The 20,985-nt window shown below is 65.6% G+C and carries 28 protein-coding genes, 1 other RNA gene and 1 riboswitch; of the genes, 15 read left to right on the forward strand and 14 right to left on the reverse strand.

Annotation, left to right across the window (positions count from 1 at the left end; translation table 11 throughout):
• Window position 1 precedes the first annotated feature (1 nt).
• From AC1DEY_RS12305 to AC1DEY_RS12365, 13 genes are all read left to right on the forward strand, one after another.
• Window positions 2–931 (forward strand): type II secretion system F family protein, encoded by a 930-nt coding sequence (locus tag AC1DEY_RS12305; RefSeq protein WP_476868176.1) that lies wholly within the window; start codon window positions 2–4, stop codon window positions 929–931.
• A 188-nt stretch (window positions 932–1,119) separates the two neighbouring features.
• A complete protein-coding gene (locus tag AC1DEY_RS12310; protein WP_476868177.1) occupies window positions 1,120–1,371 on the forward strand; it encodes a hypothetical protein in 252 nt (83 codons plus the stop codon).
• Window positions 1,372–1,410: 39 nt separating this feature from the next.
• Window positions 1,411–1,800 (forward strand): TadE family protein, encoded by a 390-nt coding sequence (locus AC1DEY_RS12315; RefSeq protein WP_476868203.1) that lies wholly within the window; start codon window positions 1,411–1,413, stop codon window positions 1,798–1,800.
• Window positions 1,781–2,230, forward strand: a complete 450-nt coding sequence (locus AC1DEY_RS12320) for a hypothetical protein (RefSeq protein ID WP_476868178.1) — start codon at window positions 1,781–1,783, stop codon at window positions 2,228–2,230. Before AC1DEY_RS12315 ends, AC1DEY_RS12320 begins: the two co-directional genes overlap by 20 nt.
• Window positions 2,227–2,673 carry a pilus assembly protein TadG-related protein gene (locus AC1DEY_RS12325; protein ID WP_476868179.1) on the forward strand — a complete coding sequence of 149 codons (447 nt, stop codon included), beginning with the start codon at window positions 2,227–2,229 and terminating at the stop codon, window positions 2,671–2,673. Before AC1DEY_RS12320 ends, AC1DEY_RS12325 begins: the two co-directional genes overlap by 4 nt.
• Before the next feature lie 140 nt (window positions 2,674–2,813).
• Window positions 2,814–3,929: a peptide chain release factor 2 gene (gene prfB, locus AC1DEY_RS12330; RefSeq protein WP_018775243.1), complete on the forward strand. Its 1,116-nt coding sequence runs from the start codon at window positions 2,814–2,816 to the stop codon at window positions 3,927–3,929.
• 192 nt (window positions 3,930–4,121) lie between these two features.
• On the forward strand, window positions 4,122–4,943 hold the full coding sequence (ftsE, locus tag AC1DEY_RS12335) for a cell division ATP-binding protein FtsE (RefSeq protein WP_476868180.1): 822 nt from the start codon (window positions 4,122–4,124) through the stop codon (window positions 4,941–4,943).
• Window positions 4,940–5,854, forward strand: a complete 915-nt coding sequence (gene ftsX / locus AC1DEY_RS12340) for a permease-like cell division protein FtsX (RefSeq protein ID WP_390203939.1) — start codon at window positions 4,940–4,942, stop codon at window positions 5,852–5,854. The genes ftsE and ftsX overlap by 4 nt, the downstream gene beginning before the upstream one ends.
• Before the next feature lie 26 nt (window positions 5,855–5,880).
• Window positions 5,881–7,284, forward strand: a complete 1,404-nt coding sequence (locus tag AC1DEY_RS12345; RefSeq protein ID WP_476868181.1) for a peptidoglycan DD-metalloendopeptidase family protein — start codon at window positions 5,881–5,883, stop codon at window positions 7,282–7,284.
• Between the two features lie 112 nt (window positions 7,285–7,396).
• Window positions 7,397–7,867 carry an SsrA-binding protein SmpB gene (smpB, locus tag AC1DEY_RS12350; protein ID WP_090581234.1) on the forward strand — a complete coding sequence of 157 codons (471 nt, stop codon included), beginning with the start codon at window positions 7,397–7,399 and terminating at the stop codon, window positions 7,865–7,867.
• Between the two features lie 103 nt (window positions 7,868–7,970).
• Window positions 7,971–8,340: a transfer-messenger RNA gene (gene ssrA / locus AC1DEY_RS12355) on the forward strand.
• Window positions 8,341–8,829: 489 nt separating this feature from the next.
• Window positions 8,830–9,120 carry a hypothetical protein gene (locus tag AC1DEY_RS12360; protein ID WP_476868182.1) on the forward strand — a complete coding sequence of 97 codons (291 nt, stop codon included), beginning with the start codon at window positions 8,830–8,832 and terminating at the stop codon, window positions 9,118–9,120.
• Window positions 9,101–9,826 (forward strand): site-specific integrase, encoded by a 726-nt coding sequence (locus AC1DEY_RS12365; protein WP_476868183.1) that lies wholly within the window; start codon window positions 9,101–9,103, stop codon window positions 9,824–9,826. Before AC1DEY_RS12360 ends, AC1DEY_RS12365 begins: the two co-directional genes overlap by 20 nt.
• 31 nt (window positions 9,827–9,857) lie before the next feature.
• On the opposite strand, the gene AC1DEY_RS12370 is transcribed toward AC1DEY_RS12365, so the two are convergent.
• From AC1DEY_RS12370 to AC1DEY_RS12385, 4 genes are all read right to left on the reverse strand, one after another.
• Window positions 9,858–10,100, reverse strand: a complete 243-nt coding sequence (locus AC1DEY_RS12370) for a hypothetical protein (protein WP_476868184.1) — start codon at window positions 10,098–10,100, stop codon at window positions 9,858–9,860.
• Window positions 10,101–10,452: 352 nt separating this feature from the next.
• Window positions 10,453–10,833 carry a hypothetical protein gene (locus AC1DEY_RS12375; protein ID WP_476868185.1) on the reverse strand — a complete coding sequence of 127 codons (381 nt, stop codon included), beginning with the start codon at window positions 10,831–10,833 and terminating at the stop codon, window positions 10,453–10,455.
• Window positions 10,826–11,308, reverse strand: a complete 483-nt coding sequence (locus tag AC1DEY_RS12380) for a hypothetical protein (RefSeq protein WP_476868186.1) — start codon at window positions 11,306–11,308, stop codon at window positions 10,826–10,828. The genes AC1DEY_RS12375 and AC1DEY_RS12380 overlap by 8 nt, the downstream gene beginning before the upstream one ends.
• A gap of 132 nt (window positions 11,309–11,440) precedes the next feature.
• Entirely contained in the window at window positions 11,441–12,457 is a 1,017-nt protein-coding gene (locus AC1DEY_RS12385) for an ATP-grasp fold amidoligase family protein (RefSeq protein WP_476868187.1), read from the reverse strand.
• 126 nt (window positions 12,458–12,583) lie between these two features.
• On the opposite strand from AC1DEY_RS12385, the gene AC1DEY_RS12390 reads away from it, so the two are divergent.
• Entirely contained in the window at window positions 12,584–12,775 is a 192-nt protein-coding gene (locus tag AC1DEY_RS12390) for a hypothetical protein (RefSeq protein WP_476868188.1), read from the forward strand.
• A 769-nt stretch (window positions 12,776–13,544) separates the two neighbouring features.
• Window positions 13,545–13,697, forward strand: a complete 153-nt coding sequence (locus tag AC1DEY_RS12395; RefSeq protein WP_476868189.1) for a hypothetical protein — start codon at window positions 13,545–13,547, stop codon at window positions 13,695–13,697.
• 77 nt (window positions 13,698–13,774) lie between these two features.
• Here AC1DEY_RS12395 and AC1DEY_RS12400 read toward each other — a convergent pair whose 3' ends face one another.
• The 10 genes from AC1DEY_RS12400 to AC1DEY_RS12445 form a co-directional block, all read right to left on the reverse strand.
• Window positions 13,775–14,137 carry an SHOCT domain-containing protein gene (locus AC1DEY_RS12400; protein WP_476868190.1) on the reverse strand — a complete coding sequence of 121 codons (363 nt, stop codon included), beginning with the start codon at window positions 14,135–14,137 and terminating at the stop codon, window positions 13,775–13,777.
• Window positions 14,138–14,175: 38 nt separating this feature from the next.
• Window positions 14,176–14,646, reverse strand: a complete 471-nt coding sequence (locus AC1DEY_RS12405) for a DUF6325 family protein (protein ID WP_476868191.1) — start codon at window positions 14,644–14,646, stop codon at window positions 14,176–14,178.
• Between the two features lie 197 nt (window positions 14,647–14,843).
• Window positions 14,844–14,978, reverse strand: coding sequence for a hypothetical protein (locus AC1DEY_RS12410; protein ID WP_390203933.1), 135 nt, complete (start codon window positions 14,976–14,978; stop codon window positions 14,844–14,846).
• Between the two features lie 47 nt (window positions 14,979–15,025).
• Complete coding sequence (locus AC1DEY_RS12415) at window positions 15,026–15,397, reverse strand: hypothetical protein (protein ID WP_223979876.1); 372 nt, start codon at window positions 15,395–15,397, stop codon at window positions 15,026–15,028.
• A gap of 58 nt (window positions 15,398–15,455) precedes the next feature.
• Entirely contained in the window at window positions 15,456–15,824 is a 369-nt protein-coding gene (crcB, locus tag AC1DEY_RS12420) for a fluoride efflux transporter CrcB (RefSeq protein ID WP_476868192.1), read from the reverse strand.
• Window positions 15,824–16,273 carry a fluoride efflux transporter FluC gene (locus AC1DEY_RS12425; RefSeq protein WP_476868193.1) on the reverse strand — a complete coding sequence of 150 codons (450 nt, stop codon included), beginning with the start codon at window positions 16,271–16,273 and terminating at the stop codon, window positions 15,824–15,826. Before AC1DEY_RS12425 ends, crcB begins: the two co-directional genes overlap by 1 nt.
• Window positions 16,274–16,285: 12 nt before the next feature.
• The gene (locus AC1DEY_RS12430) at window positions 16,286–17,002 is read right to left on the reverse strand and encodes a metal-dependent transcriptional regulator (protein ID WP_476868194.1); all 717 of its coding nucleotides are present in this window, start codon (window positions 17,000–17,002) and stop codon (window positions 16,286–16,288) included.
• 16 nt (window positions 17,003–17,018) lie between these two features.
• A complete protein-coding gene (locus tag AC1DEY_RS12435; protein WP_476868195.1) occupies window positions 17,019–18,305 on the reverse strand; it encodes an Nramp family divalent metal transporter in 1,287 nt (428 codons plus the stop codon).
• A gap of 144 nt (window positions 18,306–18,449) precedes the next feature.
• Window positions 18,450–19,223: a class I SAM-dependent methyltransferase gene (locus AC1DEY_RS12440; RefSeq protein WP_476868204.1), complete on the reverse strand. Its 774-nt coding sequence runs from the start codon at window positions 19,221–19,223 to the stop codon at window positions 18,450–18,452.
• Window positions 19,224–19,393: 170 nt separating this feature from the next.
• Window positions 19,394–20,827 carry an aminotransferase class V-fold PLP-dependent enzyme gene (locus AC1DEY_RS12445; RefSeq protein ID WP_476868196.1) on the reverse strand — a complete coding sequence of 478 codons (1,434 nt, stop codon included), beginning with the start codon at window positions 20,825–20,827 and terminating at the stop codon, window positions 19,394–19,396.
• Window positions 20,828–20,861: 34 nt separating this feature from the next.
• A riboswitch (SAM riboswitch) is annotated at window positions 20,862–20,975 on the reverse strand.
• Between the last annotated feature and the right edge of the window lie 10 nt (window positions 20,976–20,985).

Raw genomic sequence — 20,985 nt, forward strand, 5'->3', positions numbered from 1 at the left:
GATGGCGGGCGCAACGGTGTGCGGGGCCGTGCTCGGGGCGGGGCTCTGGCTGTTCCTCGTCCGGCTTCCCTTCATGCGCCCGACAACGTTTGTCGAACGCATCGGCCCGCAATTGAGAACCCACAACCTGGAATCCCGGCTCCTGCGGACCGCGCCAAGGAATGTCACCCCGTTTGGGCCGCTGGAACGGATCCTCCGCCCGGCGATCCGGGACGGCGTAGGATCCCTAGGCCGGATCAACCTTGGCGCCACCGCGTTGAACCGCAGGCTGGCGCGCGCCGGCAGCGCCAAGACGGCGGTGGACTTCCGGGCCGAGCAGCTCCTGTGGGCTGCTGCCGGATTTGTCCTCGCCGTCGGTGCCGTGGCGCTCGCGGGCTCGGCCGGCCGCTTCAGCCCGTTCGTGGCGGTCGTGGCCGTAATAGGGAGCGCCGCTGGCGGGTTCCTGCTCCGGGATTACTTGTTGGGCGCGCACATCAAGAGGCGGGAGGCACGGATGATGGCGGAGTTTCCCAGCATCGCCGAACTCATGGCCCTGGCTGTCAGCGCCGGCGAAAGTGCCACCGGCGCGCTGGACAGGGTCTGCCACAGCGCCAGGGGTGAGCTGGCGCAGGAGTTTGCTCGTGTGCTCGCCGAGACCCGGTCCGGCAAACCACTCGTCGAGGCCCTGCACGAGTTCTCGTCCCGGACCGACCAGGGGGCGCTGGTGCGTTTCGTTGACGGAATGATCGTCGCGGTGGAGCGCGGAACGCCCCTCGCCGACGTCCTTCGGGCGCAGGCACAGGATGTCCGGGACACAGCCAAGAGGGAGCTCATGGAGTCCGCCGGCAAAAAGGAAATCGGCATGATGGTGCCGCTGGTCTTCGGGGTCCTCCCGCTGACGGTCATCTTCGCGGTCTTCCCTGGCCTGGCCGCGATCAGTCTCGGACTCTAGGAAGCCGGATCCAAGAAAAGTCATATGACGAGGGAACAGGATACGAGAACGTCCCGCACGCCCGGACGGGCAAGCCTGGGCTGAAGCGCACGCTCTGCCAGCGAAGCATCACGAAGTATCGGATCCGAAATATCAGGACTGCAGAAAACTGAAAACCAAGTAACCAAATAACCAGGAAAGAGGACACGGTGAAGAACTTCGGAACTCGGGTGGCGCTGGTGGCCTGCGCTCTCGGCATGTTGACCTGGTGGTCTCCTGCGTCGCGGTTGAGGCAGGAGGACCACTCCGAAAAGGGCGCCGATCATCCCCAGCGAGGAGACGTCCCCGGCTGGGTGATGATCACCCTCATGTCGGCGGTTCTCGTGGCCGCCCTGCTGGCCCTCGCCGGCCCGGCACTCGAGGGACTCTTCAACCAGGCCATGGACAAGGTCGGACAGTAGCCAGTGGCAGCCCGGGGCGAGGGGAGCGGGCGCCACGGCATCGAGCTTCAGGGCAGCCGAGGAGCTGAGCGCGGCGCCGCCGTGGTGGACTTTGTGCTGATCGGCTCGTTGCTCACCTTGCTCTTCCTCGCGATCGTCCAGCTCACTCTGGTCATTCACGTCCGTAACACGCTGATTGATGCGGCCGCCTCGGGCGCCCGATATGGAACGTTGGCCGACCGCAACGACGGGGACGCCAGGGACCGGACCGTCCAGCTGATCACGGCGGCGCTCAACCCCGACTTCGCGCGGGATGTGGCTACCAGCGAATCGACGTACCAGGGCATCCGCACGCTGGAGGTGACCGTCCGGGCGCCATTGCCGGTCATCGGCTTCATCGGTCCCCGGGCGCTGCTGGAGGTGAAGGGCCATGCGGCAATCCAGCCCTGACCTTGAGCGCGGCACGTCGCCGGAACAGGGAAACGCCGTGATCGAGTTCGTCTTCCTCTCCGCGCTGCTGATGGTGCCGCTGGTGTACTTCATCATCACCGTGGGCCAGATCCAGGGCGGCTCGTTCGCGGTGGTCGGCGCCGCCGACCAGGCCGCCAAGGTCTACGTGGCCCAACCGGATGCCGCAACCGGCCGGGCCGCCGCCGAGCAGGCCGTGCTCCTGGCGCTCGCCGACTACGGTCAGCCGGCGGAAAATGCGAGCATCGACACCCGCTGCGCGCCTGCTGACTGCCTGGCTCCCGGCTCGGCGGTGACGGTCACAGTCCGCCTGACGGTTCCCCTGCCCTTCGTGCCCTTCAGCGACGCGCTGCATCTGAATGCGAGCGAGCTCAGCGCGTCGGCAACCCAGCTGGTGGGCAGGTTCCGGTGAGGATCGAAATCCGCCGGCAGGAGGGCCAGGTGCTCGTGCTGAGCATCGGCTTCATCCTGATTGCCTTGCTGGTCGCGACAGTCGTGATGGCCGCCTCCAGCGTCTACCTCGAACACAAGAAGCTGCTCTCCCTCGCGGACGGGGCCTCGGTGGCCGCCGCGGACAGCTTCACTCTCGGCCAGCTGGGCAACGCCGGCGGAACGCCGTCCGCGGTCCTGAGCGGGGCCCGGGTGCGCAGCGCCGCCGTCGACTATCTGGGCCGCAACGGCTCGTTCGGACACTTCAGCGGCCTCACCGTGGCGCCGTCCACGGGCAGCCCGGACGGCGCCACCGCCGTCGTGGTGCTCAGCGCAGCCGTCCACCCGCCGGTCGTGAACTTCCTGGTTCCCGACGGCATCCGGATCGAGGCGATGTCGACGGCGCGGTCCCGCCTCTCCCGCTGAACTGCCCCATCACCCCCTGTTGCCCTGTCACTTTGGGTTGCCAAACGGCCTTTTGGCAACCCAAAGTGATAGGGCAACCGGCTACAGGGCAGCGCGGGCGGGTCAGGGGGCTAGGACACATAGCGTAGGCTTAAAAAACCATGGCAAACATTGATTTTCCCGCTGAAATCCGCGCGCTGCGGGCCACCTATGCGTCCATCGAGAACGTCTCGAACGTCGAGGCGCTCAAGGAAGACATCGCCGAGCTCAGCGAGCGGGCCGGTGAACCCAACCTCTGGGACGACCCCGCCGCGGCGCAGGTCATTACCTCGAAGCTCTCGCACAAGCAGACAGAGCTCGAGCGGCTCAACAAACTGGTGGCCCGGATCGATGATCTCGAGGTCCTGGTGGAACTCGGCCAGGACGAGGACGACGCCGACTCCATGGGCGAGGCCGCCGCGGAGCTTGAATCCGTCCGCAAGGCCCTGGCCGACCTCGAAGTCGTCACGCTGCTCTCCGGCGAATTCGACGAGCGCGAAGCCGTGGTGACCATCCGGGCCGGCGCGGGCGGGGTGGACGCGGCGGACTTTGCCGAAATGCTGCTGCGGATGTACCTGCGCTGGGCCGAACGCCACGGCTACCCGACCACCATCATGGACACCTCCTACGCCGAAGAGGCCGGGCTGAAGTCCGCCACCTTCGAAGTCAAGGCGCCCTACGCCTTCGGCACGCTCAGCGTCGAGGCCGGCACGCACCGCCTGGTCCGGATCAGCCCGTTCGACAACCAGGGCCGCCGCCAGACCTCCTTCGCCGCCGTCGAAGTGATCCCGCTGATCGAGCAGACGGACTCCATCGACATCCCGGACAACGAGATCCGCGTGGACGTGTTCCGCTCCTCCGGCCCCGGCGGCCAGTCCGTCAACACCACCGACTCCGCGGTGCGCCTGACCCATATCCCCACCGGCACCGTGGTGTCGATGCAGAACGAGAAATCGCAGCTGCAGAACCGCGCGGCAGCCCTGCGCGTGCTGCAGTCCCGGCTGCTGCTGCTGAAGAAGGAACAGGAGGACGCCGAGAAGAAGGCGTTCGCCGGCGACGTCAAGGCTTCGTGGGGCGACCAGATGCGCTCCTACGTCCTGAACCCCTACCAGATGGTCAAGGACCTGCGCACCGAGCACGAGGTCGGCAACACCTCGGCCGTGTTCGACGGCGAAATCGACGATTTCATTGACGCCGGCATCCGCTGGCGGACGGATAACCGCAACGCCGAGAAGTAGGCCCACGAGTCGATTGGCGCCCCTGCTGGGAGGTCCCTGACAATCGCGCGACACGCCCCGCCGCTCCGGCGGTTCCGCCGGGGCCCGTGCGTATAGTCGAGGGGCCGGAGCTCTACTTCCCCCAAACGAAAGCCCTTGCCCCGGCGGCAGAATCGGGCCTCCACGGCCTCCTCCTGCAGGGTACTTAGGGCCATGATCCGTTTCGAAAATGTCACCAAGGTCTATGACCAGAAGGCGCGGCCGGCGCTGGATTCGATCAACCTTGAGATCGACCGTGGCGAATTCGCCTTCCTCGTCGGCGCCTCCGGCTCCGGCAAATCGACGTTCCTGCGCCTGGTCCTCAAAGAGGACCGCGCCTCCTCCGGCGCCGTCTACGTCGCCGGCCAGAACGTCGCCAACATCTCCAGCTGGCGCGTGCCCCGGCTGCGCCGCGGAATCGGCGTCGTCTTCCAGGACTTCCGACTGCTGCCGCAGAAGACCGTCTTCGCCAACGTCGCTTTCGCCATGCAGGTCATCGGCAAGAGCCGCAGCGTCATCCGAGACACCGTCCCCGAGGTCCTCAAAACCGTGGGCCTTGAAGGCAAGGAAAACCGGCTGCCGCACGAACTCTCCGGCGGCGAGCAGCAGCGCGTGGCGATCGCCCGCGCCGTCGTGAACCGTCCCGGCATCCTGCTGGCCGACGAGCCCACCGGAAACCTGGACCCCACCACCTCCATGGGCATCATGGGCGTGCTGGACAAGATCAACCAGAACGGCACCACCGTGGTGATGGCCACGCACGACGACGACATCGTCAACGAGATGCGCAAACGGGTGGTCGAACTCAAGAACGGCGTCGTGATCCGCGACGAGGCCAAGGCCCTCTACACATCCATGATTCCCGTGGTCGGCCAGTCGCGCCGCCTGCGCGACGCCAGCGGCCGGGATGAACCTGCGCCCGCCGCGCCGCCACGCGCCGGATCGCGCGCCGAAGCCCGCGCCGAGGTCCGAGCCGCAGGGGAGGCCCAGGCGTGAGGCTTGCATTCGTCCTGAGCGAGATCGGCAGCGGCCTGCGCCGCAACCTGTCCATGGTGATCTCCGTGATCCTGGTGACCTTCGTGTCGCTGACCTTTGTCGGCGCCGCCGGCATGCTGCAGCTGCAGATCAACCAGATGAAGGGCTACTGGTACGACAAAGTCCAGGTGGCCATCTTCCTCTGCAGTGACGGTTCGACGGCGCCCGGCTGCGCCACCGGCCCGGCCACGCCGGAGCAGGAGGACAACCTGCGCAAGCTCCTGCAGTCGCCCGCGGTGGCCCAGTACGTCAACGACTTCCAGTACGAGTCCAAAGACGACGCATACAAGCACTTCAAGGAACAGTTCTCCAATTCCCCGATCGTTGACTCCGTGACCCCGGACCAGCTTCCGGCCTCGTTCCGGATCAACATGAAGGACCCGGAGAAGTACGAGATCATCAGCGAGACCTTCTCCTCCCAGGCCGGCGTGGAGACCGTGATCGACCAGCGGCAGCTGCTGGAGCGGCTGTTCTCGGCCATGAACGCGGCGTCCCTGGTGGCCGTCAGCATCGCCGGCGTCATGATCATTTGCGCCATCTTGCTGATTGCCACCACCATCCGGCTCTCCGCCTTCAGCCGCCGCCGCGAAACAGGCATCATGCGCCTGGTGGGCGCGTCCAAGATGGTCATCCAGCTGCCGTTCATCCTCGAAGGCGTCATCGCCGCGGTGATCGGCGCGGCCCTGGCCTCCGGCACCCTGTGGGCCGTGGCCCACTTCTTCCTCGGCGAGGTCATGTCCAAGCAGTATCCGGACACCGCGTTCATCTCGCCCGGGCAGACCCTGATCCTGGCACCTGCCCTGATTGGCCTGGGCGTCGTCCTGGCCGGAATTTCCTCCCTGCTGACCCTCCGCCGGTACTTGCGGGTCTAGCTTTGCGCAACGAAAAGGGAATGCTCATGACACCGATGGCCCGCCGCCCACTCCGGCAGTCCCTCCGGCTTCGCCTGGTGGGACGCCGCAGCCGGATGGTCAGCGCCACCCTGGCGCTGGTCCTGGCCGGGACCATGGGGGCCTCCAGTCCCGTGGCCTTCGCCGACAGCCTCGAGGACCAGCAGGCCGCGCTCCGCGACGAGGCAGCCCGGGTCCAGCACTCCCTGGAGTTCGTGGACGGAAAGATCGCACAAGCTGCGGCGGACCTGGTCCTGTACCAGGGCCAGCTCCCCGGAGCCCAGCAGGCCCTCGTGGATGCCCAGGGCAGGGTGGCCGGAGCGGTCCAGGAAGTGGAGGCCCTCGCGGCCCGCGTGGACCTGGCACAGCAGAACAAGGCAAAAATCACCCAGCAGCTCGAATCGGACAAGCAGAAGATCGCGGACACCCGGAAACTGATCGGCCAGATCGCCACCCAGGCGTACAAGTCCGGCGGTGTCCCGTCCAACCTGTCTCTGTTCTTCGGGTCGAACCAGGGCGGCAGCCTCACCGACACGATCGATCTCGCGGACCAGGCCCTTCGCAGCCAGAACTCCGCGATGGACAAGCTGACCCAGCAGAACGCCACCAACGTCAACGCCCAGGCACGCCTGGCGGCCGTCGAGGCGGAAATCACCGACCTCAAGGCCAAGGCCGACGCCGCGCTGGCACGGGAGAAGGCCGCCCGGGATGAGGCCCAGGCCAAGAAGGCCGCGGTGGACAAGCTCATCGCCGACACCACGCGGCTCGACGCCGAGCTCCAGGCCGCCAAACCGGGCATCCAGAACCAGCTCGCCCAGGTCAAGGCGCAGCAGGACGCCGTCGCCGCCGAAATCGCCGAACGCGACCGGAAACTGCGGGAGGCCTGGCTGGCCGAGCAGCGCCGCATCGCCGAGGCCGCTGCGGCCGCCGCCCGTGCGCAGGGCCAGGCCGTGCAGCCTTACGTCCCGCCGGCGCAGGGCTCACCGTCGGCCTTTGGCCTGCAGCACCCGTTCCCGGGCAATATCCCGATCACCTCCGGGTTTGGCTGGCGTGCGACGCCGCCGGGCACCATCGACTTCTACGGCCAGGGCGGCTACATGCACACCGGCATTGACTTCGGCGCCCCTTGCGGCACGCCCGTCTACGCCGCGGCGGCAGGCACCGTCTTCTCGGCAGGCTGGGCCAACGACGGCGGCGGCAACAACGTCAAGATCTCCCACGGTGTCATCCAGGGCAACTCGCTGACCACGATCTATTACCACAACACGTCCGTGGCGGTTTCGGTCGGCCAGCACGTTGAGCGGGGCCAGCTGATCGCCTATTCGGGGACCACCGGCAACTCCACCGGATGCCACTCGCACTTCGAGACCTGGCTCAACGGCCGGGCCGTGGACCCGATGAACCTGCTGTAGAACGGCCCTGCCCGGCGAGGGTCCGCGGCTGCGGCGTCTGCCCTGCCGTAAACTGGAAAGGCTCCGCACCATTTGGCCGGAGTGAACCACAAACAAACCTAGGAGTACTACCGTGCCCAAAGAAAGTGGCCGTAAGGTAGTGGCCACCAACCGCAAGGCCCGGCACGACTACCTCATCCTTGACACCTATGAGGCCGGCATTGCGCTGATGGGCACGGAAGTGAAGTCCCTGCGCGAAGGCCATGCCTCGATGGTGGACGGCTTCTGCACCTTCTACAACGACGAGCTGTGGATGGAGGGCATCCAYATCCCCGAGTACCACCAGGGGAGCTGGACCAACCACGCCGCGCGCCGCCGTCGGAAGCTGCTGCTGCACCGCGAGGAGCTGACGAAGATCTCGCACAAGATCCGCGAGTCCGGGTTCACGATCGTGCCGCTGCAGCTGTACTTCGTGGACGGTCGCGCAAAAGTCGAGATCGGCGTCGCCCGCGGCAAGAAGGAATACGACAAACGCCAGACGCTGCGCGAGCAGCAGGACAAGCGCGAGGCGCAGCGGGTCATGCGCGAACGCAACCGCCGCTAGCGGCCACGGGCCCGCAGGGGAATGTTTCCTGGAGGCCGTGCGTTATGATTGGTAGTCCGGGAAGGATACGAAAGTGTCAGGTCCGGGTTTGATAAAAAAATACGGGGATGATCGGTTTCGACGATGTAAGTCGCGACAGGTGAAGCGGGCCGAGGATGCAGAATTATCTCGTAAACGCTGTCTGCAAACCAATAAGTGCCGAATCAAAACGCACTGACTTCGCTCTCGCTGCCTAAGCAGTAAGACCAGTCCGTCAGCCCGAGGTTGCTATTGCCCCGGATCCTGGCGTCATTTAGATAGCCACTGCTGTTTACCTCCGTCATCGGGGTAAGCGGGACTCTTAGATGACTGGGCCCGGATCAGCCAGCTGTTTGCAGCATGGCTGGGGCCGAGAAACTCCAACGCAAACTGCGCCCGGAGAAGCCCTGACAACACGACATCGGACGGGGGTTCAATTCCCCCCATCTCCACCTAAGTTAGCCCCTAGATCCTTGTGATCTAGGGGTTTTCTTTTGCCTGTTGGCGAGAACCCCGATTTTGTTGGCGAGAAACGACTTTGCTAGGGGACAGGCATGGAAGCGACACAGCATAGAACGGAATCGCGCGACGTACTCTGCGCTGACTACGTCTGGATCGGCCTGGCGTCCGCATACGAGTGCCCGGCCCCGGCGCCGACGGGTTCGACATTCTGTGCCGGGCACTCAACAGCAGCGGGGGCGCGCCGTGGCTAGCATCCGTACGCGCGAGCTCACCAAGGGCGGGTCCTCGCACACAGTCACGTGGCGGGATCCAGGGACAGGCCTCAAGACGCGCACATTCTCCGACAAGGACTACGGGCCCGGGGAAGCGCGCGACAATGCGCTCGAGCTGAAGGCATTCCTTGATGCCAACGGGAACAGCTACAAGCTGGCAGCCACTGCGAAGGTCCGAAAGACTCGACCGCGCCGACCGTCTATGAAGTCGTGGTCCGCCACATCGACCTGTTGCGCAAACCCCAGCCGGGCACGATCGCGAAATACCGGAACATGGCGGCCGCGCAAATCGCGTCCAGCGACCCGGGCCGCACGCCCGTGGGCAAGGTCAACAAGGCCGCGGTGATCGACTGGCTGGACGGGCTAACGGTCAAGCAGGGCGCCAACCAGACAGTCGATCAGCCACTCTCGCGGAAGACCCAAGCAGAACATCCATGCGCTGCTCTCCGCCGCGTTCGTCACCGCCATGGACGCCGAAACCATGACCCGCAACCCAGCTAAGGGAGTCGCAGAGGCAGACCTCAACGAAGCTCGCGAGGCCGTCTACCTTTCGCCCGAAGATCTCGTCATGCTCGCCGACCGCATCGACCCGCACTACTGGCTGTTCATCCGATTCCTGGGCGGCACGGACCTCCGCTACTCCGAGGCCACAGCGCTCCGCCGGCGGGACATCACCATCAGGGACGGGCGCGCCGCCGTGCGCGTCAACCGGGCATGGAAGTCCAAGGGCAAGGGCGAAGAGATCGGGCCCCCGAAGACCAAGAAAGCCAACCGCACTGTCACGTGCAACGCGAGTCTTTCCGCCGCCCTGGCCGATCGCCTGCAGGAGATCGAGCTCGACGACTTCGTTTGGCCAGACGGCGACTACATCAAGAACTCGCGCTTCCACAAGGAGGTGTGGCAGCCGCTTATTGGGGAGCTGGTCGGCAAGGAGCTGGAGCGCAAACCGTGGATTCGCGAGATCCGGCACGCGCACACCACGCACCTGCTCGACGCCAACGTGCCCGTGCACGTCGTGCAGGCCCGGCTCGGGCATGAGGACCCCCAGACCACACTCCGTGTCTACGCCCCCTTGCCAAAGCCTCTGACGCCGCAGCTGCGGACGCGCTGGGTATGGGCGATGGCGGACAATGACCTTCTTGAAGCGCGGTCGACTATCAACCGTGTCGGGGGACTGATTGAACACGAAAACCCCCGTCAGTCGTGATGAACTGGCGGGGGTTCTCTGTGCGTGGTCGTTAGTAGCGGACGATGTACGTCCTGCTGAACCGGTAGCTGACCTTGCCGTTCAATGTGCCCTTGACGCGGACCACGTACTTATCGCCTTTGCCGTAAGGGCCCGGAGGCCCCCAGACCCTAGTGGTTTCATGCCAGCCGCCCGCGAAGACTTCGCCGTTCAAGAACCAGCGGTATTCCAGCTTGGTGCCCTTAGGCCAGCCGTACTTGTTCGCCCCCAGGATTGTTCCCGGGGTGACGTACACGGTGGACGCGCCGGCTGTGCAACTCGCGGTAGTTTCGGCACATGACGAGGGGCACCGATTGAATACCGGTGGACAGGTTGCGGCGCTGGCCGGGGCCGCCGCCGTGAGCGCTCCGGCTCCCAGGGCGACGGATAGGGCGGCAGCGGCTGCTGCTTTACGGAGGATCGATCGTTTCAATGCTGGCACGGTTCCCCGCACCTCCTGTCGGTGGTTGGCAGATAGTTTTGGCTGCTGAACGCTTCCGACATACACCGTCTAAGGCGCCCCCAAGCCCTGAGTATAACCACAAGGGTCCCACTGGCATCAAGGGCACCCCTTCCTAGGCAGGCAGGAAGTCTGGGAGCCGGTTCCTTCATTGGAAGATGCGGACCAGCTCGTACACGAAGTCGATGAGGATGGTGCGCTCTCGCTGGTAGCCCTCGACTTTCGCGTTGAGTTGCTCCAGGCGGGTGTCCAGCGCGGTGATCTTGGTGTCGCGCTCTTTGAGCATGTCTTCGAAGCGTTTCAGGAGGCGTTGGTCTGCTTCGAAGCCGATCTTGCGGTCTTCGCGGACGTCGGCGGGGGTGCGCCAGCGTTTGGCGATGGCGGCGATGAGTGCGGTCAGGACCGCGCCGGCCAACCCCACGATGGATAGCAGCAGCGGCAGGGGGAGTGGAAGGTTTGGGTCTACGGGGTCGTCGGCCATGCTGTCCAGGCCGAGCGCGAGGGTCAGGGGCGAAGGAGGCTCAGTCATCGCCTTCCTCCAGGTATCGGAAGATCACGGTGCGTGACTTCGCCGCGGATTTGACCATGACCATGCGCGCCAGGATGAATGAGGCGATTACGTAGTAGAGGGCGATGGTGACGATGCGCTGCTGGCCGGTGGTGTACCAGATCCCGGCCTGCATGAGGATGAACACGACGGGCCCGGACAGCAGGAGGATCAGGCCGCTCACCTCACAGCGGAAGCCGCGGCGTCGGGTCTCATACTTCTGCGCGGACATCACGAGGCCGACGACGCTCACCCAAAACCCTGCGAAGGTCGTCGCGAACCAGACGGGCACGAATACCTGCGTGAGGTTGTCCCGAACGGAATTGAGCTGCACGAGAGGGATCATGTGTAGGAAGCCCAGGGCCACCTTGGCGTGAATGAATGCCCAGTCGGTGCGCGTCAGCCTGCCGAGCGATCGCCAGAGCGTAGCGCCGAGGGTCAGGGCCCGGTCAATCATGGGGGACTTTCATATGCGCCTCCTTGGGGGCATGGGTGCAGCCCCGGGCCACACGAATTTAGGCACAAAAAAAGACCCGGTAGCGGGTCTTGAGGAGTACGGTGGGACACCGCAGTTGTTCTGCGGTGTCCCTCAGCGGTTCAGCGGGCTGCGGCCCAGGCGGATGAGTGCCCTCTCCCACATTTGGCCCATGAGCATGTCCTGCTTCTGAGACGGGACAAAGTATTTGCCGAAGTAGAACCCTCCCGGCACCAGCGTCACCTCGCCCAGAAGTGGGCCTCGGGTGGAGGAGTACATGTCAAAGCTGCCGAAGGCAGTCGGGGTCGCCAGCGAGGCGCGACGGGCCAGATCCAATAGGCGATCCCAATCGGCAGGCTGATCATGTTCCTTCTTGTTGAAATACTTTTCGTTGGTCCACACCCGGTCGTCCGTGACGGGCATGAAATCGCCGTCGTACCAGGCGAGGGATGGTCTGCCGCCGTTGCGGTCAATCTGGAGGATCAAAGCGATGTCACCATGGAAGGCGTACGCCTTGAAGTCGTCCGGGATTACCTTCCCGGAAAGGTCCTGGATCTTCTCTTCCACGATGGTGAACTTCTGAGTTCTGGGGTGATCGTCGTGGATCAGGAGCTGGTGCTCCATGATCTGATCGAAGGTCCAATCCTTCTTCGTCATGGCGTCGAAGAAGACATCGTCGTCCTTCCGGGCGAGAACCATAACGCCGATGGAGGAAGAGTGGTACGCCGGCTTGAGCACGAACTCGTCCGGCAGCCCGTCAAGGGTGATGTCGCTGGGGTGGGCGAACTTCTTCAGAACCCGTACCGTGGGTAGCCCGACCGCCTCACAGAAGTCGTAGCATTTGAGCTTGTCGTGGAGGTACCACGGCGGCGGAGGTACCTCTTCATGTTCGCCACGTGCCCTTAACTGCTCAATGAACTTCAACCGCAAAACCTCCCCCAGGTGACCACCGGCCACACGCCGGGGCCAAATCATCCTACAATATGAGATCCAGTGCCCCGGGAGCACCTTGACGACGTCGTTGTGGGAAGCCCTCGGGATGAGACACCCCGTGAACACCAGGTAAAACATGGAGAGCGCCGTCGCGATGGGCGACGAGATGCCCACCCATGCGGGGATGCCGTCAATCATGGGGGACTTTCATGTGCGCCTCCTGGACGGCAGGTGAATGTTACGGTGCGCAGAAACTGCGGAAAACATGCGTGTAGACTCACGTCACCGCGCATGGGGCGCGGAGCGTAATTCTTTGGGGGAACCGTGGCTGACCAGCGCAAACACTTGGATGGGGAATACGACTGGCTCGTTGAGCACTACGAAATGCCGCCGCTGATCGAGCGCATCCAAAATGTGTTGGACACTAACGGTGTCCTGACCGTTGCGGACTACCGGAGAGAACTATCGGCAGCCCGCAACGAGGCTCAGGGGCACTCGGCTTCCTACGGCTCTTAGGACAAGTAGGCGAATGGGATATTGCCGTTCGCCGATATTGTTGCTGCCGTGCTTGGAGTCGACGCGGCATTGGTGAGCGCCGCAAAGATACCTGTCCAAGCGCCTTCGTGACGAGGTCGCGTTCACGGCGAACGACGTCGAAGCAATTTGCGCGGCCCTGGGCGAGGATCTGCTTGAAGTGTTGCGCGCCGCCGTCCTGGCGTCACGCCCCGGCGGCACCGGCCGCCGGCCGCGCAGCTGAGTAAACGACAAAAGAGCCCGACACTCGGATGATCCGAATGTGGGGCTCTCTTTGGGTTGGAATCTTTGTTGGCCTCGCCAACACAACCTAGAACGACGTGGACAAAACCTAGGCAAGAACTGCGGAATGTAGAGGGAGCCTAGCTACAACGATTGTCCAGAAAAGTGGCATAACGGGTTTTCAATTCCCCCCATCTCCACATGGGAGCCCCGACAAGGGTGCTCCACCCCGTATCGAGAACTCAAAACTCCCTGCTGACTTCGGTTGGCGGGGAGTTTTGTGCGTTAACACGGCCGCCCTGGTCGCGGGCCTGCAACGTAGTACCCGCGGTGATTGGTGCGGGCCAGAATCCGAAGGCCCCTTACGGCTCGCGGACGGATTCTCCCTACTTAGCTGGCACGCACTTGTGAAGGAAGGGCATCGTGTTTTCCAGCATCAATGACATTCCGTGGACGGAAATTTTGAAGCAGAAGCATTTCCACCCGTCGCCGCGGGACTGGGAGGACCAGGTGATCCAATTCCTGCTGATTGACCGATTTTCCGATCAAATGGTTCCAGTGCCTCTATTCGACCGACGCCACCAAGGTGGGCTCGCTGGTTGCCGCCGAGCCGCGCAATGGCCTGGCGATCAGGATCGCGGTTCACCCGGCAGGATTCGTCGTCCCGGCGCAGTACACCTAGAACGATCGTGACAAAGGAAAGGGAAGCGCCTCCCGGCGCCTCCCTACCCGTTTGACCGGAACCCTGTGTGATCGGAACTACGTGCCGAGGATCTTCGCCTTTTGGGCAACGAACTCTTCCTCGGTGAGGATGCCTTGTTCCTTCAGCGCGCCGAGCTCCTTGAGCTGCTGGATGGCGTCGTCGGTGATGCCTCCGGCCGGGGCCGGAGCGGCTGCCGGTGGAGGCGGCGGCGGCTGCTGGTAGACAGGTTGCTGGTAGACCTGTTGTGGGGGTGGCTGCTGCTGGGCCATTTGCGCGTCGTAGGCCTCCTGCTGCTTGGCCGCGGTCGCGGCGTCCTTCTCGGCAAACTTATTGGCCTGCCGGCGCTGGACGCGGCCGCTGACCGCCGATGCCGTCCCGGCAACCACCGCTGTCCTCGCCATGCCCCTAAGAAGTCCCATTATTCTGCTCCTGTCACGTCTCGTCTTGTGCGTCAGTGTTACGCGTCGGCCACCGGCGGCGCGGCGTCGACGGCCTCCAGGGCGTCGAGCGCTTCCATCACGTCCGGTGCGGGGATCCGGGTGCTCGCGATGAGCTCGCCTCCGCTTTCTCGAACGGCGGCGACGAACGGTGCCGCCCAGGTGTTCTCGTAGACAATCAGCGCGGCCACCGTGCCTGGCAGAAGCGTGGCCGCGGCCTCCGCAATGTCGTCATCGCCAAGCAACCCGGAGCGTGCGCCGTCGAAGTAGGCGAATCCGGCCGCTGGACCGCCGGGGTCTGTCAGTTCGAGCACCTCCACCGTGCCGTCCTCGTTCTTCATGACGACCAGGAGGTCGAAGAGGCGGACCACGCCCTGCTCGACGAGCTTGACGAGTTCTTCGCTGGCCCGTCCCGTCAATCCTGCAATGGGGAACTCGAGGAGTACGAAGTCGACCGGCCCGTGGGCCTCGGTCTCCGGTGTGGTAGTCACTGGCTTTCCTCCGGTCTGTTTCGTGCGCACCGTCCAGCGCGCCTCTCTCTTGCTGTGGGGCAGGATCCCGGCTTTCCCGACGAGGATCTCAAGTCCACTAAAGCGCCACCGGGAGTCCCGCCGCATCATCCGTTTCGGGTGAGCCCACAACACAGCAAAAAAGGCCGGAAGCAACGGCTTCCGGCCTTTTCGCTGTGTCAGCGCTTCTTGATGTGCGACACCTGATCGGTGTGGGCGTCGACGATGTGCTTCGCCTTTTTCTCCGCCCGTTTCTCTTTGATCGTCTTGACCGACTTCTTCGTCGTACTCTGGTGCGGCGTCTTGTCAGGCATGGTGCTCTCCCTCACGGCAGGGGCCCGGAGTAGCCCCGCCTTTTACGCTACGCCTCGGGGACGGCGGCGTCCACGATGCCCGCGAAGCGGCTGCCGACGCCGTCGTAGACACTGCGCACGAGCCCCGGCCCCAGGACAGGGATGTCGCGGGCTTCGTGGTGGGCGCAACAGACATACGTGAAGTCCGGCCACCACTTCTTGGGCCGGGCAGCCTCGGAGAACCCGCAGACCGCGCAGGTGAGCTGGACCCAGACGGGCCGCTTGCCGGTCCGGTTCGCCTTGGACTGGACCAGCCATGCAGGGGGATTGTCCAGCAGCTCGCCGAGCTCGGCCTCGGACAGTCGTGAAGGGATGCCGTGACGGTGCGCCATTTCCAGCGGAATGTCGAGGATCTGGGCTGCTTCACGTCGGGTAACCATCCTTCAACTTTACGGGAACGACGGCGGCCCGTAGCCACCGGGAGCCGGCAGAGGGTCCTCAGCCGGCGAGGTAGATGCCGAGCGCCGCGGCGGCGAGACCCGCGAGCAGGTTGGAGCCTATGTTCAGCGCCGCCGCCCGGTAACGCGTTTCGCTGACCAGGCGAACCGTCGCGGTGCTCCATGAGCTGAAGGTTGTCAGCCCGCCGGCGAGTCCGGTCGCGATGGCTGCGTGCCAGTCGGCTCCCAGCTCCAGGTGGCCGGTCAGTCCCACGGATAAGCCGATGATGAACGAGCCGGCGACGTTGACCGCAAACGTGGCCCACGGCCAGTGCGGACGGGAGCCTTGGTGGTGCGCGAACCAGGAGTCGACGGCGAACCGCAGGAGCGCTCCCGCCACCCCGAAGACACCGACCAGGAGCGCCGTCATCATCGGGCGCCTCCGCGAAGGTCCGCAATTGCCTTGCCGGTTTTCCAGCCGACAGCGGCGGCCCCGAGGCCCAGGACGAGCGAGAGCGCGAGGTAGGCCAGCCAGGTGGAGTGGAAGCCGGCAATGATCTGCTGGTCAATGGCCATCACCAGCGCCGAAAAAGTGGTGAAGGATCCCAGGATGCCCGGACCGATGCCGGCACGCAGCCAGAAGGCCGTCTGTGGCCGGGCGATCCAGAGGGTGGTCAGGGTGGCCAGGATGAAGCTTCCGGCCACGTTGATCGCCAGCGTGGTCCAGGGGACCGCGCCGGTGCTTTCGGGGAAGACCAGGCCGGCGCCGTAGCGCAGTTCCGTTCCGATCAGCCCGCCGACGGCGACGGCGGACCAGGCCTTCCAGCCCGGAACGCCGGGGCGGGGCACGGTGTGGCGCTGGTCCAGGGCACTCCTCACTCAGCGCACGTTTCAGTCATGGGCGGGGACGCTGCAGCCCGAGTGCGCGGCATCGCTGTGGACCCAGAGTGCGGAGGCGACTTCCTCGGCCAAATCGAATTCGCGCGGTGCCGCGGCTGAACCGATCCGTACCACCATGGGGCCGCCGAAGGGCCGGCGGCCCACCACTTCCACTTCGGCGTCGAGGACGATGTCCTCGGCCGCGAGGTAGCGCAGGAGCTCGGGGTTTTCGTCGCTGATCCGGGTGATCCGGCCGGTATGGCCGTCGTCGAGGTCGCTCAGGCGGTGGGCGGCCGGCACCAGGACGGAGCCGTCAGCGGCCGGGATGGGATCGCCGTGCGGGTCCCGGGTAGGGTTCCCCAGCTTGGCCGCCATCCGTTCAATGAACGTGTCGGAGACGGCATGCTCCAGGAGCTCGGCTTCGTCATGGACCTCGTCCCAGCGGTACCCGAGCTCCCGGACGAGGAACGTCTCGATCAGCCGGTGCCGCCGGACCATGGACAGGGCGAGCCGGACGCCGTCGCTGGTGAGCGTGACGGCGCTGTAGGGCTTGTGGTCTACGAGGCCTTGGTCCTTGAGCTTGCGGACCATTTCCGAGACCGAGGAGTTGGCGACGCCTAGGCGCTGGGCCAATTGCGAGGAAGTGATGGGCTTCCGCTGCCACTCGGTGAAGGAATAGATGACCTTGACGTAGTCCTCGATCGAGGAGGAGGGCGTACTGGTCTTCACAGACCTAAGCCTACCGTCAGCTCTTCCCGGAGAACGTGAGCCACAGCAGGACCAGATTTAGTGCCACGACGAGCACGACGCTGATGATGGCTGCGATTCGGAGGGCCATGCCGTCGGCAAACTGGCCCATCAGGGCCTTGTTGCTGGTCAATACCACGAGCGGGACCAGGACAAAGGGAATCCCGAAGCTGAGGACCACCTGGCTCAGGACGAGCGCCCACGTGGGGTCGAAGCCGACGGCCAGCAGGACAATGGCCGGAATCAGGGTCACGACGCGGCGGGCCATGACGGGGATCCGGATCTTGAGCAGGCCCTGCATGATGGTTCCGCCTGCGTAGCAGCCCACGGAGGTGGATGCCAGGCCGGACGCGAGGAGCCCGACCGCGAAGACCACCCCGACGATGGGGCCCAGGTTGGCGGTGATGGCGGCGTGGGCGCCCTCGATCGTGTCCGTGCCGTCCTCGCCCCCGAGGGTGGAGGCGGCGAGGAGCAGCATGCCGATGTTGACGACTCCGGCGATGGCCAGCGCGGCCCCGACGTCGAGTCGTGTGGCCCGGACCAGGTGGTCGATGGCCGACGGGGGGACATGCAGGTGTTGGTCCGGGCGGTGCCGGTCGCGGGACAGCGCCGAGTGGACGTAGATGGCGTGCGGCATCACGGTAGCGCCGAGCATGCTGGCGGCCAGCAGGACGGTGTCCGGGCCCTGGAAGCCGGGCACGAGGCCGGCCAGGGCGGCCCCCGGATCCGGCGGGCTGATGAACAGCCCGGCCAGGAAGCCGATGGTGATGATGCCGAGCAGGAACATGATGATGAATTCGAAGGGCCGCTGTTTTTCCCGGGCCTGCACCGCGAGCAGGAGCATCGACACCGCGCCCACAATCACGGCGCCAAGGGGGAGGGGGAGCCCGAAAAGCAGGTTCAGGGCGATTGCTCCGCCCACCACTTCGGCGAGGTCGGTGGCGGCTGCCACGATTTCGGCCTGCAGCCAGAAGGCGCGGCGGGCGAGCGGTTTGAGCCGCTCGCCCAGGATCTCCGGGAGGCTCTTGCCCGTGACGATCCCGAGCTTGGCGGACTGGTACTGGACCAGTACGGCCATGATGTTGGCGGCCACCAGGACCCACACCAGCAGGTAGCCGTACTGCGCGCCGGCGGTCAGGTTGGCGGCCACGTTGCCAGGGTCCACGTAGGCGATCGACGCCACGAATGCCGGCCCCAGCAGTCCGATCAGCGCCCTGCGGGCACCCGGATGTTTGTAGGTGCGTGCGTCCTGCGGCGGTTGTTCGTGTCCCTTGACGTCCAGCACTGCCTGCTCCTGTGGTTGGTGCGTCGGCGTTGACGCGATGATCGGCACCGGCAGGGGCCGGCATCAAAGTTACGGATGCCTACAAGTAATTATTAGGCATACCGAAACAATAAGCCCAGCAGGCCCTGCATGCAATCCGGGGCGTCAGGTCCGCGTCGCCCGCCACGTCTGGGTCAGGTAGGGGAGTTTGAGGACGTCGCCGGGGGCGTGCCCCAAATGCTCGTGCAGGTACCAGTCGAGGTTGGCCATGACTTTTGCCCGGGTCGGCTCCGATGCCGCGAGGTAGTAGCTGCGGGACTTGGTCAGCTCCTGGATGTCCTCCGTGGTGACCGGATCCTCCCACCGTGTCAGATGGCTCTCCAGGCCCGTGAACTCAGGGCCCACAGGCGGCCGGAAGTGCGGTTTGTGGACGTCCCCGGCATGCATGATGCGTGAGAGCCGGTGCACCCACGGCACCGCCGTGTCGAGCTGGTTCCAGACCAGGCCAAGGACGCCGTGCGGCCGCAGGATCCGGGCGATCTCGGTACTGGCCACACGGGGGTCGCACCAGTGCCACGCCTGGGCAACCGTGACCACGTCGAAGGACTCCGGTTCAAGTCCGGTGTCTTCGGCGCGGCCTTCGACGGCGGTGACAGCCGGCAGGGTCCGGCGCAGCTGCCCGAGCATGTCGGCGGAGGGGTCAACGGCAACCGTGTGCAGTCCCCGGGCGACAAGCAGCGCGGTGAACTTGCCCGTGCCGGCGCCAATGTCTGCCGCRTCACTGGCTCCCGCCGGGATCAGCCAGTCGGCCGAATCCTGCGGATAACCGGGGCGGACACGTTCATAGTGCTCCCCGCCGTCCTGGAAGCTCTGGCCGAGTTCCTGGCGCCGTTCACCGCGCAGTTTGGGACCGGTGTGCAGTTTCGATGCGCTGTGCAGTTTCGGTCCGCTATGCAGTTTCGATGCGCTGGGCAGCTTGGGTTCGCCGCGTGGCACGTGCGATCTCCTTCGGAAAGGTCCTGTTGGTTCAGATACCTTTCGAATTTACCGCACCCGCGCCGGGCCCTAATTCCGCAGGCCTGGTAGTCCACACGGCCAGCTCGACGCCGCTAGTCCAGGTTGCAGGGGGCGGCACCGGCGGTGCCGGGGGTGTTCGGCGCCCAATGCGGGTAGGTGCGGGTGTCGTGGGCCGGTACCCAGCGGCCGGCATCCACCACGTAGTCCCAGCCGAGTCCGGTTTGCCGCAGTTGCTGCAGGCCGGCCAGCAGGCGCTCGGCGTCCTCCAGCCGTGAGCCGAGGCCGAAGCTCGCGCGCAGGGAGCCGGCGGGCAGGCCGAGCCGCTTGAGCAGCGGGTGGGCGCAGAAGCGGCCGTCGCGCAGGCCGATGCCGTGTTCGGCCGACAGGTAGGCGGCCACCAGCCCGGCGTCGTAGCCCTCGACCGAGAAGTTCACGACGCCGATGGTGCCGGTCTGATCGCCCGCTTCGGAATCGGCAAATATCCGGTGCACGGTCACGCCCTCGATGCCTTCGAGACCCTCGACCAGGAAGGACCGGATGGCGTCCTCGTGGGCCTGCCACTGCTCCGGGTCCAGTGCCGCGATGACCTGGGTGGCGCGGGCCAGGGCGGCAGCACCCAGGACGTTCGGCGAGCCGCCCTCGTGCCGGGCCGGCCCGGTGGTCCAGCTGACGGAGTCGAGCCGGGCGTCACGGACGGCGCCGCCGCCGGCCAGGTGCGGGGTGCCGGCGTCGAGCCAGTCGGTCCGTCCCACCAGCACGCCGGAGCCGAACGGGGCGTACAGCTTGTGCCCCGAGAAGGCGAGGTAGTCGACGTCGTCCGCGGCGATGTCAATCCGCCGGTGCGGGGCCAGCTGCGCGGCGTCGACGACGATCCTGGCGCCGTACTCGTGCGCCAGTGCGGCGAGGGCCCGGATCGGCAGGATCTCCCCGGTGACATTCGAGGCGCCGGTGACGGCGAGCAGGCTGACGCCGCCGCGGGCGAGTTCGTCCCGGAGGCGGTCCACCGTGGCTGCGAGGGTGGGAGCGGCCACGACGCTGCGGTGCGGGACGTTCTGCCAGGGCAGGAGGTTGGCGTGGTGCTCGATGTCGAGATAGAGGACCTCACCGGCGGGGCGGCCGTCGCGCAGCGGCAGGCAGCCGGCCAGCAGGTTCAGTGAATCGGTGGTGTTGCGGGTGAAGATCACGGAATCGTCCGCACGGCCGCCGACGAAGTCCCGCACAATGTCCCGGGCGTTCTCGTAGACGGAGGTGCTGATCTGCGATGCATAGCCGGCGCCGCGGTGCACACTCGCGTAGTACGGCAGGATTTCGTTCAGGTAGGCCGAGACGACGGACAGGGCCGGTGCGGAGGCGCCGTAGTCGAGGTTGGCGTAGCGGGCGTGGCCGCCTGTGATCAGCGGGGCCTGGATTTCGGCCCCGGTGACGGCGGCCAGCGGCCGGGCCGCGACGGCGCGGCGTCCGTCAGGGCGCGCTGCGTCGGAGCCGGCGTGGAATTCGGGGGCTGCGGGGAAAATGGCAGTTGTCATGGGACCTCACTCGACCAGGACCCCACATGGTGGGAATCCGCGCTTGCCGGGTCCGTTCCGGACCGGCCAGGTCGTCACCCGGGGCACCCCACCGCGAAAGGAGGGTTGCCGGCCAGCAAACCGGGGTTTAGCGCTGGCACTCGTGACCTGCATCGAGC

The organism is Arthrobacter sp. 05T47, from assembly GCF_056395825.1.